This window comes from Pseudomonas sp. GD03858, from assembly GCF_029840925.1.
GTDB lineage: Bacteria > Pseudomonadota > Gammaproteobacteria > Pseudomonadales > Pseudomonadaceae > Aquipseudomonas.
The window spans coordinates 1-17497 of sequence record NZ_JAOCDM010000003.1; the positions used below are offsets into that span (position 1 = coordinate 1).

Below are 17497 nucleotides of genomic sequence, written 5' to 3' on the forward strand. Positions count from 1 at the left end.
CTCATGGATGCGCACCTTCGACAGCTCCGGCAGCAGCGGCTTGACCTGGTCCCAGATCCACTTGGCGATCACTTCGCTGGTGGGGTTTTCCAGGCCTGGAATATCGTTCAGATAGTTGTGGTCCAGTTGCTCGTAGATCGGCTTGAAGATCGCCTTGATCTCGGAGAAGTCGCGGATCCAGCCGGTGTGCGGATCGAGCGGGCCGGTCAGGTGCAGGGCGACCTTGAACGAGTGACCATGCAGGCGACCGCACTTGTGCCCGGCAGGGACGTTGGGCAGGCGGTGGGCCGATTCGAATGTGAACTCTTTGAAAATTTCCACGCTGGCATAACTCTGTGTGAATCGATGATGCGCGCAGTCTACCAGCATGCCCGCTACAAGGCTTGCAACCGATCCTGCAACCGCCCGGTGGCGATCAGCTCCAGCAGTTCGTCGCCCAGACGCTGGCTTTCGGCGATGGCCTTGTACCAGTAGCGCCTGCGGCCCGGCGCATCGCCCATGAAGCGCTTGAAGTCCTTGCGCCCCGGCAGCTTGCCATAGGGCAGGGCGGCCAGGTACTGCGGCGATGGCGTTATCAGCAGCACGTTCTGCAGGCGCCTGGCGTCACCCTTGCGCCAGGGCAGGGCCTTGTCGAACCAGCCCGGCACCACCTTGTCGGTGAAGTGCGGGTAGAGCACCAGGTCGTCGCCCTGGTAGGGCAGGTCCAGGTGGTAGTCGAGCAGGCCACCGTCGCGGTAAGTGCCCGCGCCCGCGCCGGGGATGTCGCGCACGCCCTCCATGATCATTGGGATGGAGCCCGAGGCGAGCAGGGCGTACCGCAGGTTGGCCAGGTCCAGCGGCAGGCAGCGCGAGGGGAAGTCGGTCAAGGCATCCAGCGGCGGCGCGCTGCGGCGGTCATGCAGGATGATTCGTTCGAAATGCCGGGCAAGGCGCGAGCGCCCGAGCAGGTTGCTGGCGATCACCGCCGACAGGCCCACGCCCAGCCGGCCGCGGTGGTCGTGGGCGAGTTGGCCGTGACTTTTCACCACCAGGATGTTCAGGCGGTAATGCGGGTTGGCGAGGATCTGCTCGTCACGGCCTTGCAGCAGGTCGTCGAGCATGCGCTGGCAGCTCTGGCTGATCTGCTTAGGGGTCACGCCCCTGGCGAAATCCTGCTCGGTGTACAGCTCGCCCAGGCGTCGGATGCCGGCGACCGGGTCGTCGAGGCAGGCGCTGGCGAAGCGCCAGGAGCCGATCGAGGCGCCGACAAGGGCGCGTTGACGCGGCGCCGTCGGCAACCACTCACCGAACAGCGCCAGGTCCAGGCCCTGGATGCCCAGTGGCTTGGGTCCGCCAGCGGCGCCCGGCAGCACCCCGACATCGGCGGCCCGCAGGCCGCGCTCGCGGATCTGCCGCAGGGCGCGTTGGCCGGCCTTGAAGGTCAGGGCGGGGTACTTGATGTGGATGGCGCTCATGGCGGGGTCTCGGGTGGGGCCGGCGGGCAGTATAGAGTGTATCGCTGGGCTGGACGTACACCCCCCCTGTAGGAGCGGCCTTGTGTCGCGAAAGGGCTGCGCAGCAGCCCCAGGATGTCAGCGTTCATGCAAAGATCGCTGGGGCCGCTTTGCGGCCCTTTCGCGACACAAGGCCGCTCCTACAAGGGACTGCGCATGGGCACCAAGAGCTGCGCTATCATGCGGCCAGCTGTTTTCAGGTTGAGTTAAGGACCGGTGGTTAATCTTAACCCCGTAGACAAATTACCCATCTCGCTGGAGAGAACCTCATGAAAACTTTGACTGCCCTTGTTACTGCCGCCGCCCTGACGTTTGGCGCCAGCGTTGCCCTGGCCGATGTGCCTGCTCACGAGATCAGTGGCCTGGAAAAGGCAGGTACCGTTCAGCCGCTGCAAAAAATCGCAGACATCGCCAAGGCCAAGCACCCAGGCGCCACCATCACCGATTCCGAGCTGGAAAACACCTATGGCCGCTATGTGCTCAAGGTCGAGCTGCGTGATGCGCAGAACGTCGAATGGGACGTGGACGTTGATGCCAAGACCGGTGAAGTGCTGCGGGACGTCCGGGACAACTGATGAGCGATCTACCGCGAACGACGCGCTATCTTGCCTTCGCACTGATGACCGTCTGCTCGCTGGCCGCCGCGCGCGACCTGGATCAGGATGAGGCCCTCGAGCTTCGGCAAAAGGGCATCATCCTGCCGCTGGAGCAACTGCTCGAGTCCGCCCTGGGGCGTTACCCCGGGGCGCGGCTGCTGGAAGCGGAGCTGGAAGAGAAACACGAGCGCTACGAGTACGAGGTCGAGCTGCTGACCCCGGCCGGCGTGGTGCGCGAGATCAAGCTCGATGCCCGCACCGGCGCGTTGCTCAAAGACGAGGAAGACGACTGAATGCGCCTGCTGCTTGTCGAGGACAATGTCCCCCTGGCCGACGAACTGACCGCCACCCTGCAACGCCAGGGCTATGCCGTGGACTGGCTGGCCGATGGCCGCGACGCGGTCTACCAGGGCCAGAGCGAACCGTATGACCTGATCGTTCTCGACCTCGGCCTGCCCGGCCTGCCCGGGCTCGAGGTGCTGGCGCAATGGCGTGCGGCCGCCCTGGCCACCCCGGTGCTGATCCTCACTGCCCGCGGCTCATGGGCCGAGCGCATCGAGGGACTGAAGGCCGGTGCCGACGATTACCTGAGCAAGCCTTTTCACCCCGAGGAGCTGCAGTTGCGCATCCAGGCCTTGTTGCGCCGGGCCAAGGGCCTGGCCAACCAGCCGAAGCTGGAGGCCGCCGGCCTGCACCTGGATGAATCGCGTCAGTGCGTGAGCCGCGAAGGTGCCGACATCCAGCTGACCGCCGCGGAGTTTCGCCTGTTGCGTTACTTCATGCTGCACCCCGGGCAGGTGTTGTCCAAGAGCCACCTGGCCGAGCACCTGTATGACGGCGAGACCGAGCGTGATTCCAATGTGCTCGAAGTGCATGTCAATCACTTGCGTCGCAAGCTTGGGCGCAGCGTGATCGAGACGCGCCGTGGCCAGGGTTACGTCTACGCCGGGAGCGTTGCGTGAAATCGATCCAGGCGCGCCTGAGCCTGGGCCTGGTGGCGGTGCTGGTGGTGGTGGGCCTGGCGCTGGCGCAGCTCACCCTCTGGCTGTTCGAGGCCGGCCTGCAACGCTATCTGGAAAACGGCCTGCGCAAGGAAAGCGAAAACCTGCTGGTGGCCATCGTGCGCGGGCCATCGGGTCTGCAGCTGGACGAGCGGCGACTGTCGGCGGCCTACCAGCAGCCGTTCTCGGGTTATTACTTTCGCATCGACTTCGACCAGGGGACGTGGCGATCGCGTTCGCTGTGGGACCTGGACATGCCCAAGCCGGGCAAGACCGGCCTGGACGATGGCCACGAACTGGGGCCCGAGGGCCAGCAACTGCTGGCCTATCGTGGTGACTACCGGCGCCTGGGCCAGGACATCTCCATCAGCGTGGCCCAGGACTATTCGCCCGTACGCGAGGGCTTCCGGCGCATGCAGCAGATCGGTATCGGCCTGGGCCTGGTGGCGCTGGTGCTGGTGCTGGTGCTGCAGCGCATCATCGTGACCCGCTCGCTGCGCCCGTTGGAGCGGGCGCGTCGGCAGATCGCCCAGTTGCAGCAGGGCCAGCGTTCGCAGCTGGATGCCGAGGTGCCCAGCGAGCTGCAGCCGCTGGTGGATCAGATCAACCACCTGCTGGCCCATACCGAGGACAGCCTGCGGCGTTCGCGCACCGCCCTGGGCAACCTTGGCCATGCCTTGAAGACACCGCTGGCGGTACTGCTCAGCCTGGCCGCTGGCGAACGCTTGCAAGCGCTGCCCGAGGTGCGGGCGCAAATGCGCGAGCAACTGGAGCAGATCCAGCAGCGCCTGGCCCGAGAGCTCAACCGCGCGCGGCTGGCCGGCGATGCGTTGCCGGGCGCGCAGTTCGACTGCGATGCCGAGTTGCCGGGCTTGTTGTCGACCCTCGGCATGATCCATGGCGAAGGGCTGTTGCTCGAGCGCGATGTGCCGTCGGGGCTGTTGTTGCCGTGGGATCGCGAGGACCTGCTGGAGTTGCTCGGCAACCTGCTGGACAACGCCTGCAAGTGGGCCGACAGCGAGGTGCGCCTGGGTATCGCGCCGACCACCGAGGGTTACCGGCTGTGGGTGGACGATGATGGTCCGGGCATCCCCGAGACACAACGCCTGCAGGTGCTCGAGCGCGGTTCGCGGCTGGACGAGCAGGTCGATGGGCATGGCCTGGGGCTGGGCATCGTGCGCGATATCGTCGAGGCCTGGGGCGGGCGGATCGCGCTGCTGGAAAGCCCGCAGGGCGGGCTACGGGTCAGTATCGAACTGCCGCGCAAGGGGCGTTGATCCGGGGTGCGCAATCCTGTAGGAGCGGCCTTGCCGAGGCGTCGGACCGGTCGCTCCTACAGGATTGCGCATGCCCTGAAGAGAAGCGGATCAACCCTGCAAAAAAATTGCAGTACAGCCGCAGTTTTTTGAATTGGCCCACCGCCACCCACGCCCGGCACAATCCCTGCCCACGAAACCCTGCGGTTTCCATCTCTCCATGGACGGAGCCCCTTGCGCCATTGCATTGCGCAACACAGGGCCCAGGCCGGTCGCGCTGGGCTTTCTTTTTCCGCACAAGAACACGATCCGAATACCTCGATGTCTGCCTCGCGTCCCGAAAGTCGTTTGCAGCGCCTGCTCCCGGCGCCCCTGAACATCCCCCCCAAGGAATGGCTGCGTGCAGGTGTCGGCGCGCTGCTGGGCCTGTTCCTCGCCGGCTACCTGTGCAGCCTGGCCTATGGTCCATCCATCGCCCTGCACCTGCTGGGCCCGCTGGCGGCCTCGGCGGTGCTGGTGTTCGCCGTGCACTCCGGGCCTCTGGCACAGCCCTGGCCGGTGCTGGGCAGCTACGCGCTGGCCGGCGCCGTGGGCCTGGCCATGCGCCACGGCTTTGGCGATGGTCTTTGGGTAGCGGCGGCGGCGCTGGGGCTCGCGATCCTGGTGATGTGCCTGCTGCGCTGTCTGCATCCGCCCGGTGGCGGCGTGGCGGTGAGTGCGGTGCTGGCCGATCCGGGCCTGGTGGCGATGGGCGACCACCTGCTCGAACCGATAATGCTCAATGCGCTGATCCTGGTGGGCGTGGCGCTGCTGTACAACCGCCTGACCGGTGTGCGCTACCCCAAGGGCGCGGTGCCGCGCAAGGACCTGCAGCATACCCACGACCCGCTGCCGGGTGAGCGGGTCGGCATTCGCGGCGAGGATCTGGATCAGGCCCTGGAGGAGATCGGCGAGTTCGTCGACGTCACCCGCGACGAGCTGGAGCGCATCATCCTGGCCACCGAGCAGCATGCCCTGCAACGCAGCCTGGGCGGCATCACCGCGCGCTCGGTGATGTCCCGCGACGTGCAGGCCGCCACCCCAGGCACCACGCTGGAGCAGGCGTGGAAAATGCTTGCAAGCCATCACTTGAAGACCTTGCCCGTACTGGACAATGGCCGCCTGGTCGGTATCGTCAGCCTCAGCGACCTGGTCGGTCCGGCCATGGCCCGCGGGCGTCCTGGCTGGCGCGGGCTGTTCCGTCGGCGGAGCGTGATCCTGGAGCAGGTGATGAGCCGCCGCGTGGTCAGCGTCGGCAGCGAATACCCACTGGAGCGCTTGCTGCCGCTGCTCAGCGAGCAGGGCCTGCACTGCCTGCCGGTGCTCGACGGTGACAGCCTGGTGGGGGTGATCACCCAGACTGACCTGATCGCCGGGCTCAGGCGGCATCTGCTCAATGCCGCCGCGCAGGTTTCAGATCAGCGGGTCCCAGCGCTGTGACCAGTCGCTCTCGCCGGCCGCGACCAGCCGGCGCAGCACCGTGAAGGCCTGCTGCAGGGCCTCGCTGTCGCGCTTGCGGGCATAGACCAGGTAGGTCGGGTAGGTGAACTCCGGCGCCTGCGGCACGCGCTCGAACGTCCCGCGCTGCAAATAGGTCTGTACCACCCGGGTACGGAAGTAGCCGCTGCCGCCCTGGTCGAGGATGAACTGCAAGGCCAGCGGGCCAAGGTTGAAGCTCAGCGCCGGGCGCGACAGGTCGGGCAGGGCGGCATCGTGCTGGCGACGGAACGCTTCGCCCCAGTCGATGTAGACATAGGGTTCAGGCACATCCACCCGACGCACGCGAATCAGTTTTTCTTCCATCAGTTGTTCGACTTGCAACCCTGGGCCATAGGTGGGCTGGTACACCAGCGCGGCGTCGAGCAGGCCCATCTCGACCTTGCGCAGCAGCGACTCGCCATCGCTGACTTCGCTGCGGATGGCGTGGCTGGGCAGCTCGCGGTGCAGGGCGCTGACCCAGTCGAGCATCATCGGGTTGCCCAGGCTCACTTCGCCGCCCACGTGCAGTACCTGCTGGCAGCCTTGCGGCAGCGGCAGGTCGCGGCGGGCCGCCTCCCAGGTCTGCACCAGCTGATTGGCGTAGACGACGAAGGCCTCGCCGTCGCTGGTCAAGCTGGCGCCGCTGCGACTGCGCACGAACAGCTGGCAACCCAGCTGCTGCTCCAGGCGCTGGACCCGGGCAGTGATGGCCGTCTGCGATACGAACAGGCGCTCGGCGGCGGCGACCAGGCTGCCGCAACGCACGATTTCCAGAAAGGTTCGGGCCTGATCGATGTCCATGGGGCGGCTCTGTGACGGAGGAGGTGGCCTATTCTAGAGGCTTTGCACCGAAGTGGGGCAATGGCTGCCAGGCACCGCGAAGCGTGCTTCGCGGCTAAACCCGCCGGTACAGACGAGCGAACTCAATCGGTCAGTTGCATCGCCAGCTCGTTGAAGGCTGGACGTGCCAGCACATCGGCTTGCTGGCAGCGCTCGGCCATTTGCCGCAGTGTGCTGTCCGGTTCTTCGCAGCACCCCAGCAACTCCTCGACGAGAATGCCGAAGGCTCGTACTTCCAGGCGTTCAAGTGCTTCTGCCTGGGCACTGCCGTTGCCTGGGTGGAACGAGGCGGCGCCGAAGTCGCCCAGCAGGCACTGACCGTCGTCGTCGAACAGGATGTTGTGGGCATACAGGTCGCCATGGCCCAGGCCGCGAGCATGCAGGTGCGCGCAGACCGAGGCGATGCCGGCGACCAGGCGTCGCACACTGGCCAGGTTCAGTCGGCGTGCCTCGGGATAGCGGTCGCGGGTGCAGCTGTCGAGGCTCGGCGGGCCGGCCAGGTTCGACCAGTGCGTATCGATCAGTTGCATCACCAGTGCCGGCAAGCGTTGCGGGTGATCGTCGATGCGCCCGGCCAGGCGCACCAGTCGCGGATGATCGCCGGCGGCGATGCAGGCGCTCATTTCCGCCAGCGGCGAGCCATCGCTGGTGATGGCGCCCTTGTACAGCTTGACCGCCACCGGTGCGTTCTGGCCGCGCAGGTGGGCACGGTGGATCAGCCCGGAGGCGCCGCGGCCGAGTTCTTCTTCAAGTTCGATGTCCTGCCAGCGCAGCGTGGGGCAGTGCGCATCGTTGGCCGGGGCGACGAAGCCAGGTGGCAGCGGGTTGCCGGCGTAGGCCAGCCAGGCCAGGCGCGGCATGCGCAGCAGCCAGTCGGGCAGGGCCGCCAGGCGATTGCTGGCGATGCGCAGCAGTTCCAGGCGTTCGCAGCGGGCGAGGCTCTCGGGCAGGCTGTCGAGGCGGTTGCCGGCGAGCATCAGCTTCTGCAGGTGCGGGCAGTCCCCCAACGCCTCGGGCAGTCGCGCCAGTGCGTTGTCGGTGAGTACCAGCGAGCGCAATGAAGGAGGCAAGGCCTGGGCGTCGACCCGGGTAATGCGGTTGCTCTTGAAACCCACGGTTTCCAGGGCCTGGCAACGGCCAATGGCGTGGGGCAGGTGGGTGAAGCGGTTTTCCGAGCAGAACAGCACCTTGAGTCGGGTCAGGCGGTGCAGGTCGTCGGGCAGATCGCTCAGGGCGTTGCCGGTCAGGTTGAGGACCTCGAGGCTGTCGGCCAGGTCGAAGATCTCCCGAGGGAAATCCGTCAGTCCCTGGCAGAGGTCCAGGCGGGTGATGCCGCGCAGGCGGCCGGCGCGCAGGTCGTCGAGGGTATGCATGGGGCTGTTCTGTCCGTGGGGGCGGTCATTGTAAGCGCTCGGCCAGGGCAAATCTGCATATGGGTTGCGACTTAAGTCCGATGGCGGTTGCGCGACCCCGGTCCATACTCGGTGTTCGCCCTTCAATAACAACAAGTACCGGGTTGCGAACCAATGACCTATCAGCACAGCTACGCCCATTCCATCAGCGATCCCGCCGCTTTCTGGCAGGCCCAGGCCGACCAGCTGGCCTGGCAGCGCAAGCCTTCCCTGACCCTGCAGCAGAACACCGACGGCACCCACCGTTGGTTCGCCGATGGTCGCCTCAACAGCTGCGATCTGGCCCTCGACCACCAGATCGAGCAGGGCCGCGGCGAACAGCTGGCGCTGATCTACGATTCGCCCGTGACCGGCGCGCAGCAGACCTTCACCTACCACCAACTGCGTGACGAGGTGGCGCGCCTGGCCGGGCTGCTGCGTTCGCTGGGCGTGGGCAAGGGCGACGGGGTGATCATCTACATGCCGATGGTGCCCCAGGCGGCCATGGCCATGCTCGCCTGCGCCCGCATCGGCGCGGTGCATTCGGTGGTGTTCGGCGGCTTTGCCGCCAACGAGCTGGCCCTGCGCATCGACGATGCCCGGCCGGCACTGCTGCTCACGGCCTCGTGCGGGCTGGAGTTCGACCGGGTGATCGAATACAAGCCCCTGGTCGATCGCGCCCTGCAGCTGGCCCGCCATCAGCCACGGCATGTACTGGTGCTGCAACGCCCGCAGGCGCGCGCCGAGCTGCAGGCCGGGCGCGACCTGGACTGGCAGCAGGCGCTGATCGGCGCCGAGCCGGTGGCACCGGTGGAGCTGGACGCGGGTGATCCGCTGTACATCATGTACACCTCCGGCACCACCGGCAAACCCAAGGGGATCGTGCGCGAGAATGGCGGCAACGCGGTCGCCCTGTGCTATGCCATGCGCCATGTCTACGGCATGCAGGCGGGTGATGTGTGGTGGGGGATTTCCGACGTGGGCTGGGTGGTCGGCCATTCGCTGATCGTCTATGGGCCGCTGATGAGCGGCTGTACCACGGTGTTCTACGAGGGCAAGCCGATCCGCACCCCGGATGCCTCGGCCTACTGGCGGGTGGTGGAGCAGTACAAGGTCAACGGCTTGTTCTGCGCGCCCACTGCCATGCGCGCGATCCGCAAGGAGGATCCGGAAGGCGAGCTGATCCGCCGCCATGACCTCGGCTCGCTGCGCCAGCTGTTCCTGGCCGGAGAGAAGCTTGATTCGAGCACCCATGAATGGCTCGAGCGGGTCAGCGGCAAGCCGGTGCACGACCACTGGTGGCAGACCGAGACCGGCTGGCCGGTGACCGCGCCCTGCGTCGGCCTCGAAGGCAGCGCGGCACGGCCGGGGTCGAGCAACCGTGCGGTGCCGGGTTATCACGTGCAGGTACTGGACGACGACGGCAAGCCGCTGGGGCCCAACCAGCAGGGCGCGATCGTTATCGCCCTGCCGTTGCCGCCGGGGTGCAGCCAGACGCTGTGGGGCGACCACGAGCGCTACCTGCAGGCGTACCTGCACAGCTACCCGGGCTATTACCACACCGGTGACGGTGGTTACCTGGACGAGGACGGCTTCGTCTACATCATGGGGCGCACCGACGATGTGATCAATGTCTCCGGCCATCGCCTGTCCACCGGTGAGATGGAGGACCTGGTGGCGCGCCATCCGGCCGTGGCGGAGTGCGCGGTGATCGGCGTGCATGACGAGATCAAGGGCCAGGTGCCGCTGGCGCTGGTGGTGCTCAAGGACGGCCAGGGCATCGGCGAGGCGCAGCTGCAGGGCGAGCTGGTGGCCAGCGTACGCGAACAGATTGGCGCCTTGGCCTGCTTCAACCGGGTGCGGTTGGTCAAGCGCCTGCCCAAGACCCGCTCGGGCAAGATCCTGCGGGCGGTGCTGCGCAAGATCGCCGATGGACAGGACTATGTGCCGCCGTCGACCCTGGACGACCCGGCGGTGCTGGGGGAAATGGAGGCGGTGTTGGCGGACCTGCCACGGGCGGGCTGAAATTGCCCCCCAGGCAAACGACGTGGTGCCTGGCAGCGGCTGCGCCGGTGTTCGCGGGCAAGTCCCATCGGCACACCGCCGCTCCCACAGGGTGACGCGTCAGTTTGAAAAAATTGAGCAAGACAGTTGCTCCCTCAGGCCCCAAGCCATGCGCTAATGCCGTGCTGTATCGGGGCGTCGAACCGGATAGCCTACAGGTCGGCGAGCGACTGGCCTGGCCCGACCTGATGCAGCTGCCCCAGCCGGCTGCGCGTGCGCATCAGGTCGGCGATGGCACCGCCCAGGCTCTGCGCCAGTGGTCGTCGCCCCAGTAGCACCAGCTCCCGATCCTGGTCGTACAGCACATCGATCAGGTTGGCGAAGCGCTGCTGCGCCGCCAGCGAACATTCGGCCAGGTCGTCCAGGCCGTCGATGACCCAGCGCTCGTAGCGCTCGGCCAGCACCAGGTAGTCGATCACCGCGGTGGCCTGCTCGCACAGGTCCTGGAACGCGAACATCACCTGGCGTCCATCGCAGGCCAGGACGCGCAATGGGCGCTGGTTGATCTCCAGCATGACAGGGTCTGGCGAGGGCAGCGCGAGGGCCTGGCGCTGTGCCTGTTCGCCCGGCCAGATGTAATGCCCCCGAGTGAAACGCTGGCGTTCGCGGTTGCTCGGCAGGCTGCGAAAATCGGTGTCGCCGCCCACCTCGAGCACTTTCATGCGGCTGTTGATCAGGCGGATCACCGGCAGGAAGCGTTCGTGGTACAGCGGGTTGGGCAGCAGGCTCTCGGGCGCGTAGTTGGACGTCACCAGCAGCATCACGCCACGCGCGAACAGGGCGTCGAACAGCCGGGTCAGCAGCATGGCATCGCCGATGTCGTGGACGTGGAACTCGTCGAAGCACAGCACCCGGCAGTCGCCGAGCAATTGCTCGAGCGTGGTGCCCAAAGCATCGTCCAGCGAGCGATGGCGATGCATGCCCTGGTGCAGGCGGGCGAAGAAATCATGGAAATGCAGGCGGCGCTTGCTCGGCGTGGGCACGGCGTCGAAGAACACGTCGAGCAGCCAGCTCTTGCCGCGCCCCACCGCCCCGTGCAAGTAAAGGCTGTTCGCCCGGTCGTCGGCGAGCGCCTCCAGCTGTGCGGCCATGTGTTCGATCACCCGCCGCTGGCCGTCGCTCAAGGTGTAGCCGCGCTCGTCGGCCTGGCCCTGGAAGTGCTCCATCAAGGCACTGGCCGCGAGCGCGTCGGGGCGTCGACGCTGACCCAGGTGGCGCAGGGGCGCGGGGATCCAGCTGGACAAGGGCATGCTCCTTGGGGCGGAATTTGGCAGGCAGCAGCTTGCGCGAGGACAGCCCTTGCGAGCAATCGAGAATGTGCCGGGCACTGATCGTGAAATGCGATAGGTCAGCCCTGGTGCTCCAGTTGGCGTTCGATCATGTACTTGATCGCCAGGCGCCGCTCCTTCAGGTGGCGCAGGTCGTCATCGACGAAGTTGCCCGCCGAGATGGACTCGGCGGCCAGTACCTGGTTGTCGATGTCCATGTATTCGTCGAGCAGACGGTCGAGTTGCCGGTCCTGCTGGCGGCGTTGCTGGACGATCTCGCGTGGGTAGTGCAGGTCCTGGTAGAGATCGTGGGAAACTGGCATGGCGTCCTCCTTGTTGATGCGCAGATGGGGTCTATCTGATTGGAAGGGTGGATCGCGATTGTGTTGAAACAGGGCGCGGGAAATTAGACGAGTGGCTGCCCGTGTGGGAACGGGCTAGCCCGCGAAAAGGCTGGTGAAATCGGCTCGAATTCAGGCAGGTACAACTAACCTGCTGTTTTTCTGCGATTTTTTTTAAAAAAAACTTCCCACTTCGAAAAAAGCTTGTTAAAGTGCGCGCCATTCCTGCACAGCGTCACATGCAGCGAATAGTCAGATGCGCGGTGGTCAGCCACCCGGCATATCCGATACAGGGGCGTCGCCAAGCGGTAAGGCAGCAGGTTTTGATCCTGCCATGCGTTGGTTCGAATCCAGCCGCCCCTGCCATTTTCCAGCACTACCTTCTCGCAAATCGCCGACCGGCGATTTTTTCGTTTCTGCCTACCTGTTTTCCAGTGCCTCGGCCAGCGCCCGAGCCAATGCCTGCTCGCTTACCGGCTTCTGGATCACCGAACAGCCAGGCAGCTCCAGCCCTTGCAACTGCGCGTAGCCGGTGAGGAACACCACGGGCAGGCCCGGAAAGCGCTCGCGAGCCGCCATGGCCAACTGGGCGCCATTGAACTCGGGCATGGCGAAGTCGGTGAGCAAGACTTCCACGTGCTCGTCGAGCAAGGCCAGTGCCTGTTCGCCGCTGTGCGCCTGGCGCACCCGGTAGCCATGACGGCGCAGTACATCGCCAATCATCTCGCGTACCAGGTGGTCGTCATCCACCAGCAGCACCTGACGGTCCTTGGCCTGCCGTGACAGCACGACGGGCTTGTCCGGCTCGGCGGGTATCCGCGACGCTGGTTGGCGCACGGCGGGCAGGTAAACGCTGACCTGAGTGCCGTGCCCGGGCGTGGTATCGATGCGCACACCGCCGCCGGATTGCTTGGCGAAGCCGAACACCTGGGCCAGGCCCAGGCCCGAGCCCTTGCCGATGTCCTTGGTGGTGAAGAACGGCTCGAAGACCTTGGCCACCACCTCATCGCTCATGCCGCAGCCGGTATCGCGAATCGACAGCACCACGTACTCGCCAGGTTCCGGGTCTTCCGGGCGGCGAGGACGGCTGCTGACTCGGCCGTTGCGGGTGGCCAGGGTCAGCTGGCCGCCCTTGGGCATCGCATCACGGGCATTGATCGCCAGGTTGAGGATGATCATTTCGGTCTGGGTCGGGTCGGTGAGCGCCTGCCAGAGTTGCTCATCCAGATCCAGCCGTACCGCGATGCTGCCGCCCAGGGTGCGGCGCAGCAGTTCCTCCAGCCCGCAGAGGGTGCGGTTCAGATCCAGGGCCACCGGTTCGAGCCGTTGCTTGCGTGAAAATGCCAGCAGCTGCGCGGTCAGCTTGGCGCCACGCTCGCCGGCTTCGCGGATGTACTGGAGGCGGGTGTGGGCCTTGTCCAGCGAGCCCTTGTCGAGGTCGCGCTGGAGGAAGCTGGCGCCGGTGAGAATCACCGTGAGCAGGTTGTTGAAGTCGTGCGCCACGCCCGCGGTCAGCTGGCCGACCGCTTCCAGGCGCTGCATCTGTTGCAGGGTGGCTTCGATGCGTTCGCGCTCGGCAATCTGCTCGCGCAGGCGTTCGTTGGCTTCGGCCAGGTCGAGCGCCGCCTCGCGTTCACTGGTGATGTCGCGGGCGACCACGTACAGCAGGTTGTCGTCCGGAACCACTGCCCAGGACAGCCAGCGCTGCTGCCCGCTGGCGTGCAGGATGCGGCCGACGAAGCGGGCACTGCTGCGCCCCTGCGACAAGGCGGCGAGTTCGGCGAGCAGCGCCTCTTGGTCTGTCTCGGGCAGCAGCTTGAGCAGCGAGGTCTGGCCCAGTTGTTCCCGGGTGAAGCCCAGGCTGGATTGCCACGCGGGGTTCAGCGTGACGGGTGTCAGGTCCTTGTTCAATACCGCCAGCAAGTCGTGGGACAGCTCCCAGGCCCGATCTCGCTCGCGGGTGCGTCGCTCGATCCGTTCGCCGAGCATCTCGTTGAGTTGCTCCAGGGCGCGTGTGGCCTGTCGTTGCTGGTGGATGTCCTGCAGCACGCCGGCAAAGCGCACGCAACGACCGTCGACGAACTGGGTCTGGCCGCTGGAGAGCAGCCAGCGCGGTTCCAGGCCGTCGGGCTGGGCGATGCGAAATTCGACGCGGTACAGCCCATCGCTGTCCGGGCGCATGGCCTGCTCGACGGCCTCGCGCACCCTTGCCAGGTCGTCGGGATAGATGCCGGCGTAGAACACCTCCAGGCTCATCTCGGTATCGACAGGGATACCGAACAGGGTCTTGCAGCGGTCGTCCCACAACATCTGGCCCTGCTGCGGGCGAAAGTCCCAGCTGCCCATGCCGGCCGCATCGATGGCGATCCGGGCGCGGGCCTCGACATCGGCCAGTGCCTCTTCGGCACGTCGTCGGCGCTGGCGCTCCTGCACTTCGGTCAAGGCCCGGCGCACGGCCTTGGGCAGCAGGGGCAGGTTCTTCTTCAGCACGTAGTCGGTGGCGCCGAGGCGAATCATCTCCACCGCATGCTCCTCGCCGTAGATGCCGGAGAGGAAGATGAACGGCACGTCGGGCGCCAGGCGCTGGACGATGGCCAGCACCTGGCTGCCGGACGAGCCGGGCAGCACGCAGTCGCACAGGACCAGGTCGTAGCTGGCCTCTCCCAGGGCATGCTCGACGCCGATGTGATCGAACACCAGGCGCGACTGGATCTGCAGTCCGCTGCGCTCCAGGCGCAGCAGGGTCAGTTCGGCGTCCATCGAGCTGTCTTCGACCAGCAGCAGCCGCAGTGGCGCGTCGTGCATCGCGTTCTGGCTCAATTGCCGCCGCGCCTGTTCAGGCGCAGGGATCCGGGTGGCGGCTCGTTGAGCACCGCCCAGAACACTCCCAGGTCGGAGATGGCGGCCACGAACTCCTTGAACTCGACCGGTTTGACCACGTAGGCGTTGACCCCCAGTTCATAGGCGCGCAGCAGGTCCGGCTCCTCGCGCGAAGACGTCAGCATCACCGTCGGGATGCTGCGCAACTCCGGTGTGTCGCGCACCTGCTTGAGCACCTCCAGGCCATCGATCTTGGGCAGCTTGAGGTCCAGCAGCAACACTGCCGGATTGCCATCGTCACGCTCGGCGTAGGTGTTGCGCCGCAGCAGATAATCCAGGGCCTCGGCACCGTCGCGCAGCACGATGACTTCGTTGGCCAACTGGCTGCGCTCCAGCGCGAGGAGGGTCAACTCCAGGTCCCTGGGGTTGTCTTCGACCAACAGAATGGGTTTGAGCATGATGGGTGCGGACGCCTCAGGAATGCGCTGGGTGGCGGGGGAGGGTGAAATGGAAGCTGGCGCCCTGGCCAACCTGACCTTCGGCCCAGACCCGGCCGTCGTGGCGCTCGATGATGCGGCGCACGCTGGCCAGACCGATACCGGTGCCTTCGAATTCCTCCATGCGGTGCAGGCGCTGGAACACACCGAACAGCTTGCTGGCGTAGGCCATGTCGAACCCTACGCCGTTGTCGCGCACGTACACTTCGGTCTCATGCCCGTGGTGCTTGGCGCCGATCTCGATGCGCGCCGGCGTGCGCCCGCGGCTGTACTTGATGGCATTGGCGATGAGGTTGTGCAGGGCCATGTTGATGAACGCCGGATCCGCGATGACTTTGGGCAATGGGGCGATCGACCAGAGGATTTCGCGTCCCTGGTAATCAGGTTCGAGCTCCAGGCGAATGGCGTCGACCAGGGCGTTGAGGTCGACATCCGCCAGACGCAACGCCGAACGTCCCATGTGCGAGAAGTTTAGAAGATTGTCTACCAGCGAGCCGGCAAAATGCGCGGCTTCATCGATGTGCGACAGGAAACGCCGCCCACGTTCGCTCAAGTGCTCGCCCTCGATCTCGGCGAGCAGTTCGCTGTAGCCGGCGATGTGTCGCAGCGGTGCGCGCAGGTCGTGGGAGACGCTGTAGGAGAAGGCTTCGAGCTCCTTGTTGGAGCGCTTGAGCTCGCCGGCCAGTTGCGCGAGCTCCTCGGCCTTGCGCAGGACGATGCCCAGCACGGCGCTGCGCAGCTCCAGCACGCCATCGATGATCAACGGGTCCCACGGCGCGCTGAACCCACGCACCTCCTCCTGCCAGCGTTCGAAGCTGTGGCGTGGGCTGAGGTGTCCCTGGGGGCTGATCGCCTTGTCGGGGCGTCCCGCCCAGTTGACCAGGCGCGCCTGTTCGGGGCGGAACCACACCAGGTAGTGCGAGTGAATCTGCGAAATGGCCACGGCCAGCACGCCGCCGACATGGCGGGCCAGCTCCGGCAGCTCGTCGATGTCCCTGGCGACGTTGTCGCTATGGAACACCGCATCCTCGTTGCGCTGCCCCAGCCAGTGCACCAGGGCGTTGACCTGGGCCGCGCAGGGCGTGTCGCCGATCAGGTCGCAGCGCTCGGCACTGATGATCGCGGCGCCGCTGGCGCCGGCGAAGGCCAACAGCACCTGTGGCAGTTCGAGCAGGCCTTCGCTGACGCTGTCGTGGTCGGCCATCGACGCCAGCATGCGCACGATGCGCTCGCGCAGTTCGAGCAAGGTGCGGGTGCGGTCGTGGGATTCGCGTGATTCGATCTGCAGCGACAGCACGCTGGCCAGCAGCTCGCAGGCGGTGCGGGTCTGGAAGTCCACCGGCCGGGGTTGCTGGTGATGGCACGAGACCAGGCCCCACAGCTTGTCGTCGACCACGATGGACAGCGACATCGACGCCAGCGTGCCCATGTTGCGCATGTACTGCAGGTGTACCGGCGAGACGCTGCGCAGGGCGGCAAAGCTCATGTCCAGCGGCTTGCCGGTCAATGGATTGAGAGGCGGGCACAGCGGCGAGGGCTGGTAGTCGGCATCCTCGATCAGGCGGATGCGATTGATCCGGTACAGCTCGCGGGCCTGGCGCGGTATGTCGGCTGCCGGAAAACTCAGGCCCTGGTAGCTCGGGTAGCCAGGTTCGGCCTCTTCGGCGAGCACGGTGCCGTTGCCTTCGCTGTCGAAACTGTAGGCCTTGACCCGGCCGAAGCCGGTGATGCGCTTGATCTGCCGTACCGAATGCTGCAGCAGCTCCTCGATACTGGTCGCCTGGTGCAGGGTGCTGACAAATGCGCGCACCAGTGGATAGTAGTCGCCTTGATAGAGCCCCGTGGCGCCTCGCAAGCTGGGTTCGAACTCGAGGATCAGCACCTGGTCATGGCGGTGGGCGAGCATGCGTAGCACTTGCTGGCAGGGTGCGTCGCGGCGCAGCCGCACATCGCCGATATGGAACGGAAAGACGTCGCCATCCGGCAGGTAGCCCAGCTGACCTTGCAAGTCGAAGCCTTCGTCGATCAAGGCCGCGAAGGGCTGTCCCAGCAGGTCGTCCACGGGCAGGCCGAACCAGCGCTCGACGTTCTCGCTGGCCTGAAGCACGTGCATCGTGCCCTCGTCCAGCACCAGCAGGAAGCCTTGTGGCTGGATGCTGCCCGGTACCTGGATCGGCTCCTGGGCACAGCGTTCGATCGCCTGGTCGAGCGGGGTCGCTGAGTGGCTCAAGGCAGAGCTCCTGTCAGGGCCTGCCCTGTACCGGGTAGGCAGTTGGCGAGGGATATAGGTGCTGCACGGTAACAGAAGGCTGATGAGTTTGCCGGTACATGGCCAGTTAGAGGCGTAGGCGCGTGAAGGGTTTCACTGGGGCACGAGGAAACTTCCTATCGGTGATTCGCCATTTTCATTAA

Annotated in this window: 15 protein-coding genes and 1 tRNA gene; 7 read left to right on the forward strand and 9 right to left on the reverse strand. The window is 66.0% G+C overall.

All coding sequences use genetic code 11. The features are described 5' to 3' along the window. Both queD and N5D48_RS01570 read right to left on the reverse strand, forming a co-directional pair. A partial coding sequence (gene queD, locus N5D48_RS01565) for a 6-carboxytetrahydropterin synthase QueD (RefSeq protein WP_279880373.1) occupies positions 1 to 321 on the reverse strand: 321 nt, incomplete at its 3' end. 53 nt (positions 322 to 374) lie between these two features. Beyond that, positions 375 to 1454, reverse strand: a complete 1080-nt coding sequence (locus tag N5D48_RS01570) for a patatin-like phospholipase family protein (RefSeq protein ID WP_279880375.1) — start codon at positions 1452 to 1454, stop codon at positions 375 to 377. Between the two features lie 308 nt (positions 1455 to 1762). On the opposite strand from N5D48_RS01570, the gene N5D48_RS01575 reads away from it, so the two are divergent. The 5 genes from N5D48_RS01575 to N5D48_RS01595 all read left to right on the forward strand — a co-directional run bounded on the left by N5D48_RS01575 (position 1763) and on the right by N5D48_RS01595 (position 5825). After that, positions 1763 to 2068 (forward strand): PepSY domain-containing protein, encoded by a 306-nt coding sequence (locus N5D48_RS01575; protein ID WP_279880377.1) that lies wholly within the window; start codon positions 1763 to 1765, stop codon positions 2066 to 2068. Beyond that, positions 2068 to 2382, forward strand: coding sequence for a PepSY domain-containing protein (locus tag N5D48_RS01580; RefSeq protein ID WP_279880379.1), 315 nt, complete (start codon positions 2068 to 2070; stop codon positions 2380 to 2382). Before N5D48_RS01575 ends, N5D48_RS01580 begins: the two co-directional genes overlap by 1 nt. Further along, positions 2383 to 3051, forward strand: a complete 669-nt coding sequence (locus tag N5D48_RS01585) for a response regulator transcription factor (protein WP_279880381.1) — start codon at positions 2383 to 2385, stop codon at positions 3049 to 3051. After that, positions 3048 to 4367: a sensor histidine kinase gene (locus tag N5D48_RS01590; RefSeq protein WP_279880383.1), complete on the forward strand. Its 1320-nt coding sequence runs from the start codon at positions 3048 to 3050 to the stop codon at positions 4365 to 4367. Before N5D48_RS01585 ends, N5D48_RS01590 begins: the two co-directional genes overlap by 4 nt. 300 nt (positions 4368 to 4667) lie before the next feature. After that, positions 4668 to 5825 carry an HPP family protein gene (locus tag N5D48_RS01595; RefSeq protein WP_279880385.1) on the forward strand — a complete coding sequence of 386 codons (1158 nt, stop codon included), beginning with the start codon at positions 4668 to 4670 and terminating at the stop codon, positions 5823 to 5825. On the opposite strand, the gene N5D48_RS01600 is transcribed toward N5D48_RS01595, so the two are convergent. Next, entirely contained in the window at positions 5799 to 6665 is an 867-nt protein-coding gene (locus N5D48_RS01600) for a LysR family transcriptional regulator (RefSeq protein ID WP_279880387.1), read from the reverse strand. The genes N5D48_RS01595 and N5D48_RS01600 overlap by 27 nt on opposite strands. 122 nt (positions 6666 to 6787) lie before the next feature. Continuing rightward, positions 6788 to 8077, reverse strand: a complete 1290-nt coding sequence (locus N5D48_RS01605) for a leucine-rich repeat-containing protein kinase family protein (protein ID WP_279880389.1) — start codon at positions 8075 to 8077, stop codon at positions 6788 to 6790. Between the two features lie 153 nt (positions 8078 to 8230). Here N5D48_RS01605 and N5D48_RS01610 point away from each other — a divergent pair, with 153 nt between their 5' ends. Then, the gene (locus N5D48_RS01610; RefSeq protein ID WP_279880392.1) at positions 8231 to 10120 is read left to right on the forward strand and encodes a propionyl-CoA synthetase; all 1890 of its coding nucleotides are present in this window, start codon (positions 8231 to 8233) and stop codon (positions 10118 to 10120) included. A gap of 191 nt (positions 10121 to 10311) precedes the next feature. On the opposite strand, the gene zapE is transcribed toward N5D48_RS01610, so the two are convergent. Then, the gene (gene zapE, locus N5D48_RS01615) at positions 10312 to 11403 is read right to left on the reverse strand and encodes a cell division protein ZapE (protein ID WP_279880394.1); all 1092 of its coding nucleotides are present in this window, start codon (positions 11401 to 11403) and stop codon (positions 10312 to 10314) included. A gap of 104 nt (positions 11404 to 11507) precedes the next feature. After that, complete coding sequence (locus tag N5D48_RS01620; protein WP_279880396.1) at positions 11508 to 11750, reverse strand: hypothetical protein; 243 nt, start codon at positions 11748 to 11750, stop codon at positions 11508 to 11510. A gap of 309 nt (positions 11751 to 12059) precedes the next feature. Here N5D48_RS01620 and N5D48_RS01625 point away from each other — a divergent pair. Next, positions 12060 to 12134: transfer RNA gene (locus N5D48_RS01625), tRNA-Gln, on the forward strand. Between the two features lie 54 nt (positions 12135 to 12188). Here the strand turns inward: N5D48_RS01625 and N5D48_RS01630 are convergent. From N5D48_RS01630 to N5D48_RS01640, 3 genes are read right to left on the reverse strand one after another with little or no spacing between them, the layout of a single operon-like run. Beyond that, positions 12189 to 14573: a hybrid sensor histidine kinase/response regulator gene (locus N5D48_RS01630; protein WP_279880539.1), complete on the reverse strand. Its 2385-nt coding sequence runs from the start codon at positions 14571 to 14573 to the stop codon at positions 12189 to 12191. Between the two features lie 11 nt (positions 14574 to 14584). Beyond that, the gene (locus N5D48_RS01635) at positions 14585 to 15046 is read right to left on the reverse strand and encodes a response regulator (protein WP_279880398.1); all 462 of its coding nucleotides are present in this window, start codon (positions 15044 to 15046) and stop codon (positions 14585 to 14587) included. A 16-nt stretch (positions 15047 to 15062) separates the two neighbouring features. Next, a complete protein-coding gene (locus N5D48_RS01640) occupies positions 15063 to 17315 on the reverse strand; it encodes an ATP-binding protein (protein ID WP_279880400.1) in 2253 nt (750 codons plus the stop codon). Between the last annotated feature and the right edge of the window lie 182 nt (positions 17316 to 17497).

Coding starts and splice junctions, on each gene's coding strand:
- N5D48_RS01600 (WP_279880387.1), bottom strand. CDS start 6,665: ATGGACATCGATCAGGCCCGAACCTTTCTGGAAATCGTGCGTTGCGGC.
- N5D48_RS01575 (WP_279880377.1), top strand. CDS start 1,763: ATGAAAACTTTGACTGCCCTTGTTACTGCCGCCGCCCTGACGTTTGGC.
- N5D48_RS01570 (WP_279880375.1), bottom strand. CDS start 1,454: ATGAGCGCCATCCACATCAAGTACCCCGCCCTGACCTTCAAGGCCGGC.
- N5D48_RS01630 (WP_279880539.1), bottom strand. CDS start 14,573: ATGCACGACGCGCCACTGCGGCTGCTGCTGGTCGAAGACAGCTCGATG.
- N5D48_RS01635 (WP_279880398.1), bottom strand. CDS start 15,046: ATGCTCAAACCCATTCTGTTGGTCGAAGACAACCCCAGGGACCTGGAG.
- N5D48_RS01595 (WP_279880385.1), top strand. CDS start 4,668: ATGTCTGCCTCGCGTCCCGAAAGTCGTTTGCAGCGCCTGCTCCCGGCG.
- N5D48_RS01620 (WP_279880396.1), bottom strand. CDS start 11,750: ATGCCAGTTTCCCACGATCTCTACCAGGACCTGCACTACCCACGCGAG.
- N5D48_RS01580 (WP_279880379.1), top strand. CDS start 2,068: ATGAGCGATCTACCGCGAACGACGCGCTATCTTGCCTTCGCACTGATG.
- N5D48_RS01585 (WP_279880381.1), top strand. CDS start 2,383: ATGCGCCTGCTGCTTGTCGAGGACAATGTCCCCCTGGCCGACGAACTG.
- N5D48_RS01610 (WP_279880392.1), top strand. CDS start 8,231: ATGACCTATCAGCACAGCTACGCCCATTCCATCAGCGATCCCGCCGCT.
- N5D48_RS01605 (WP_279880389.1), bottom strand. CDS start 8,077: ATGCATACCCTCGACGACCTGCGCGCCGGCCGCCTGCGCGGCATCACC.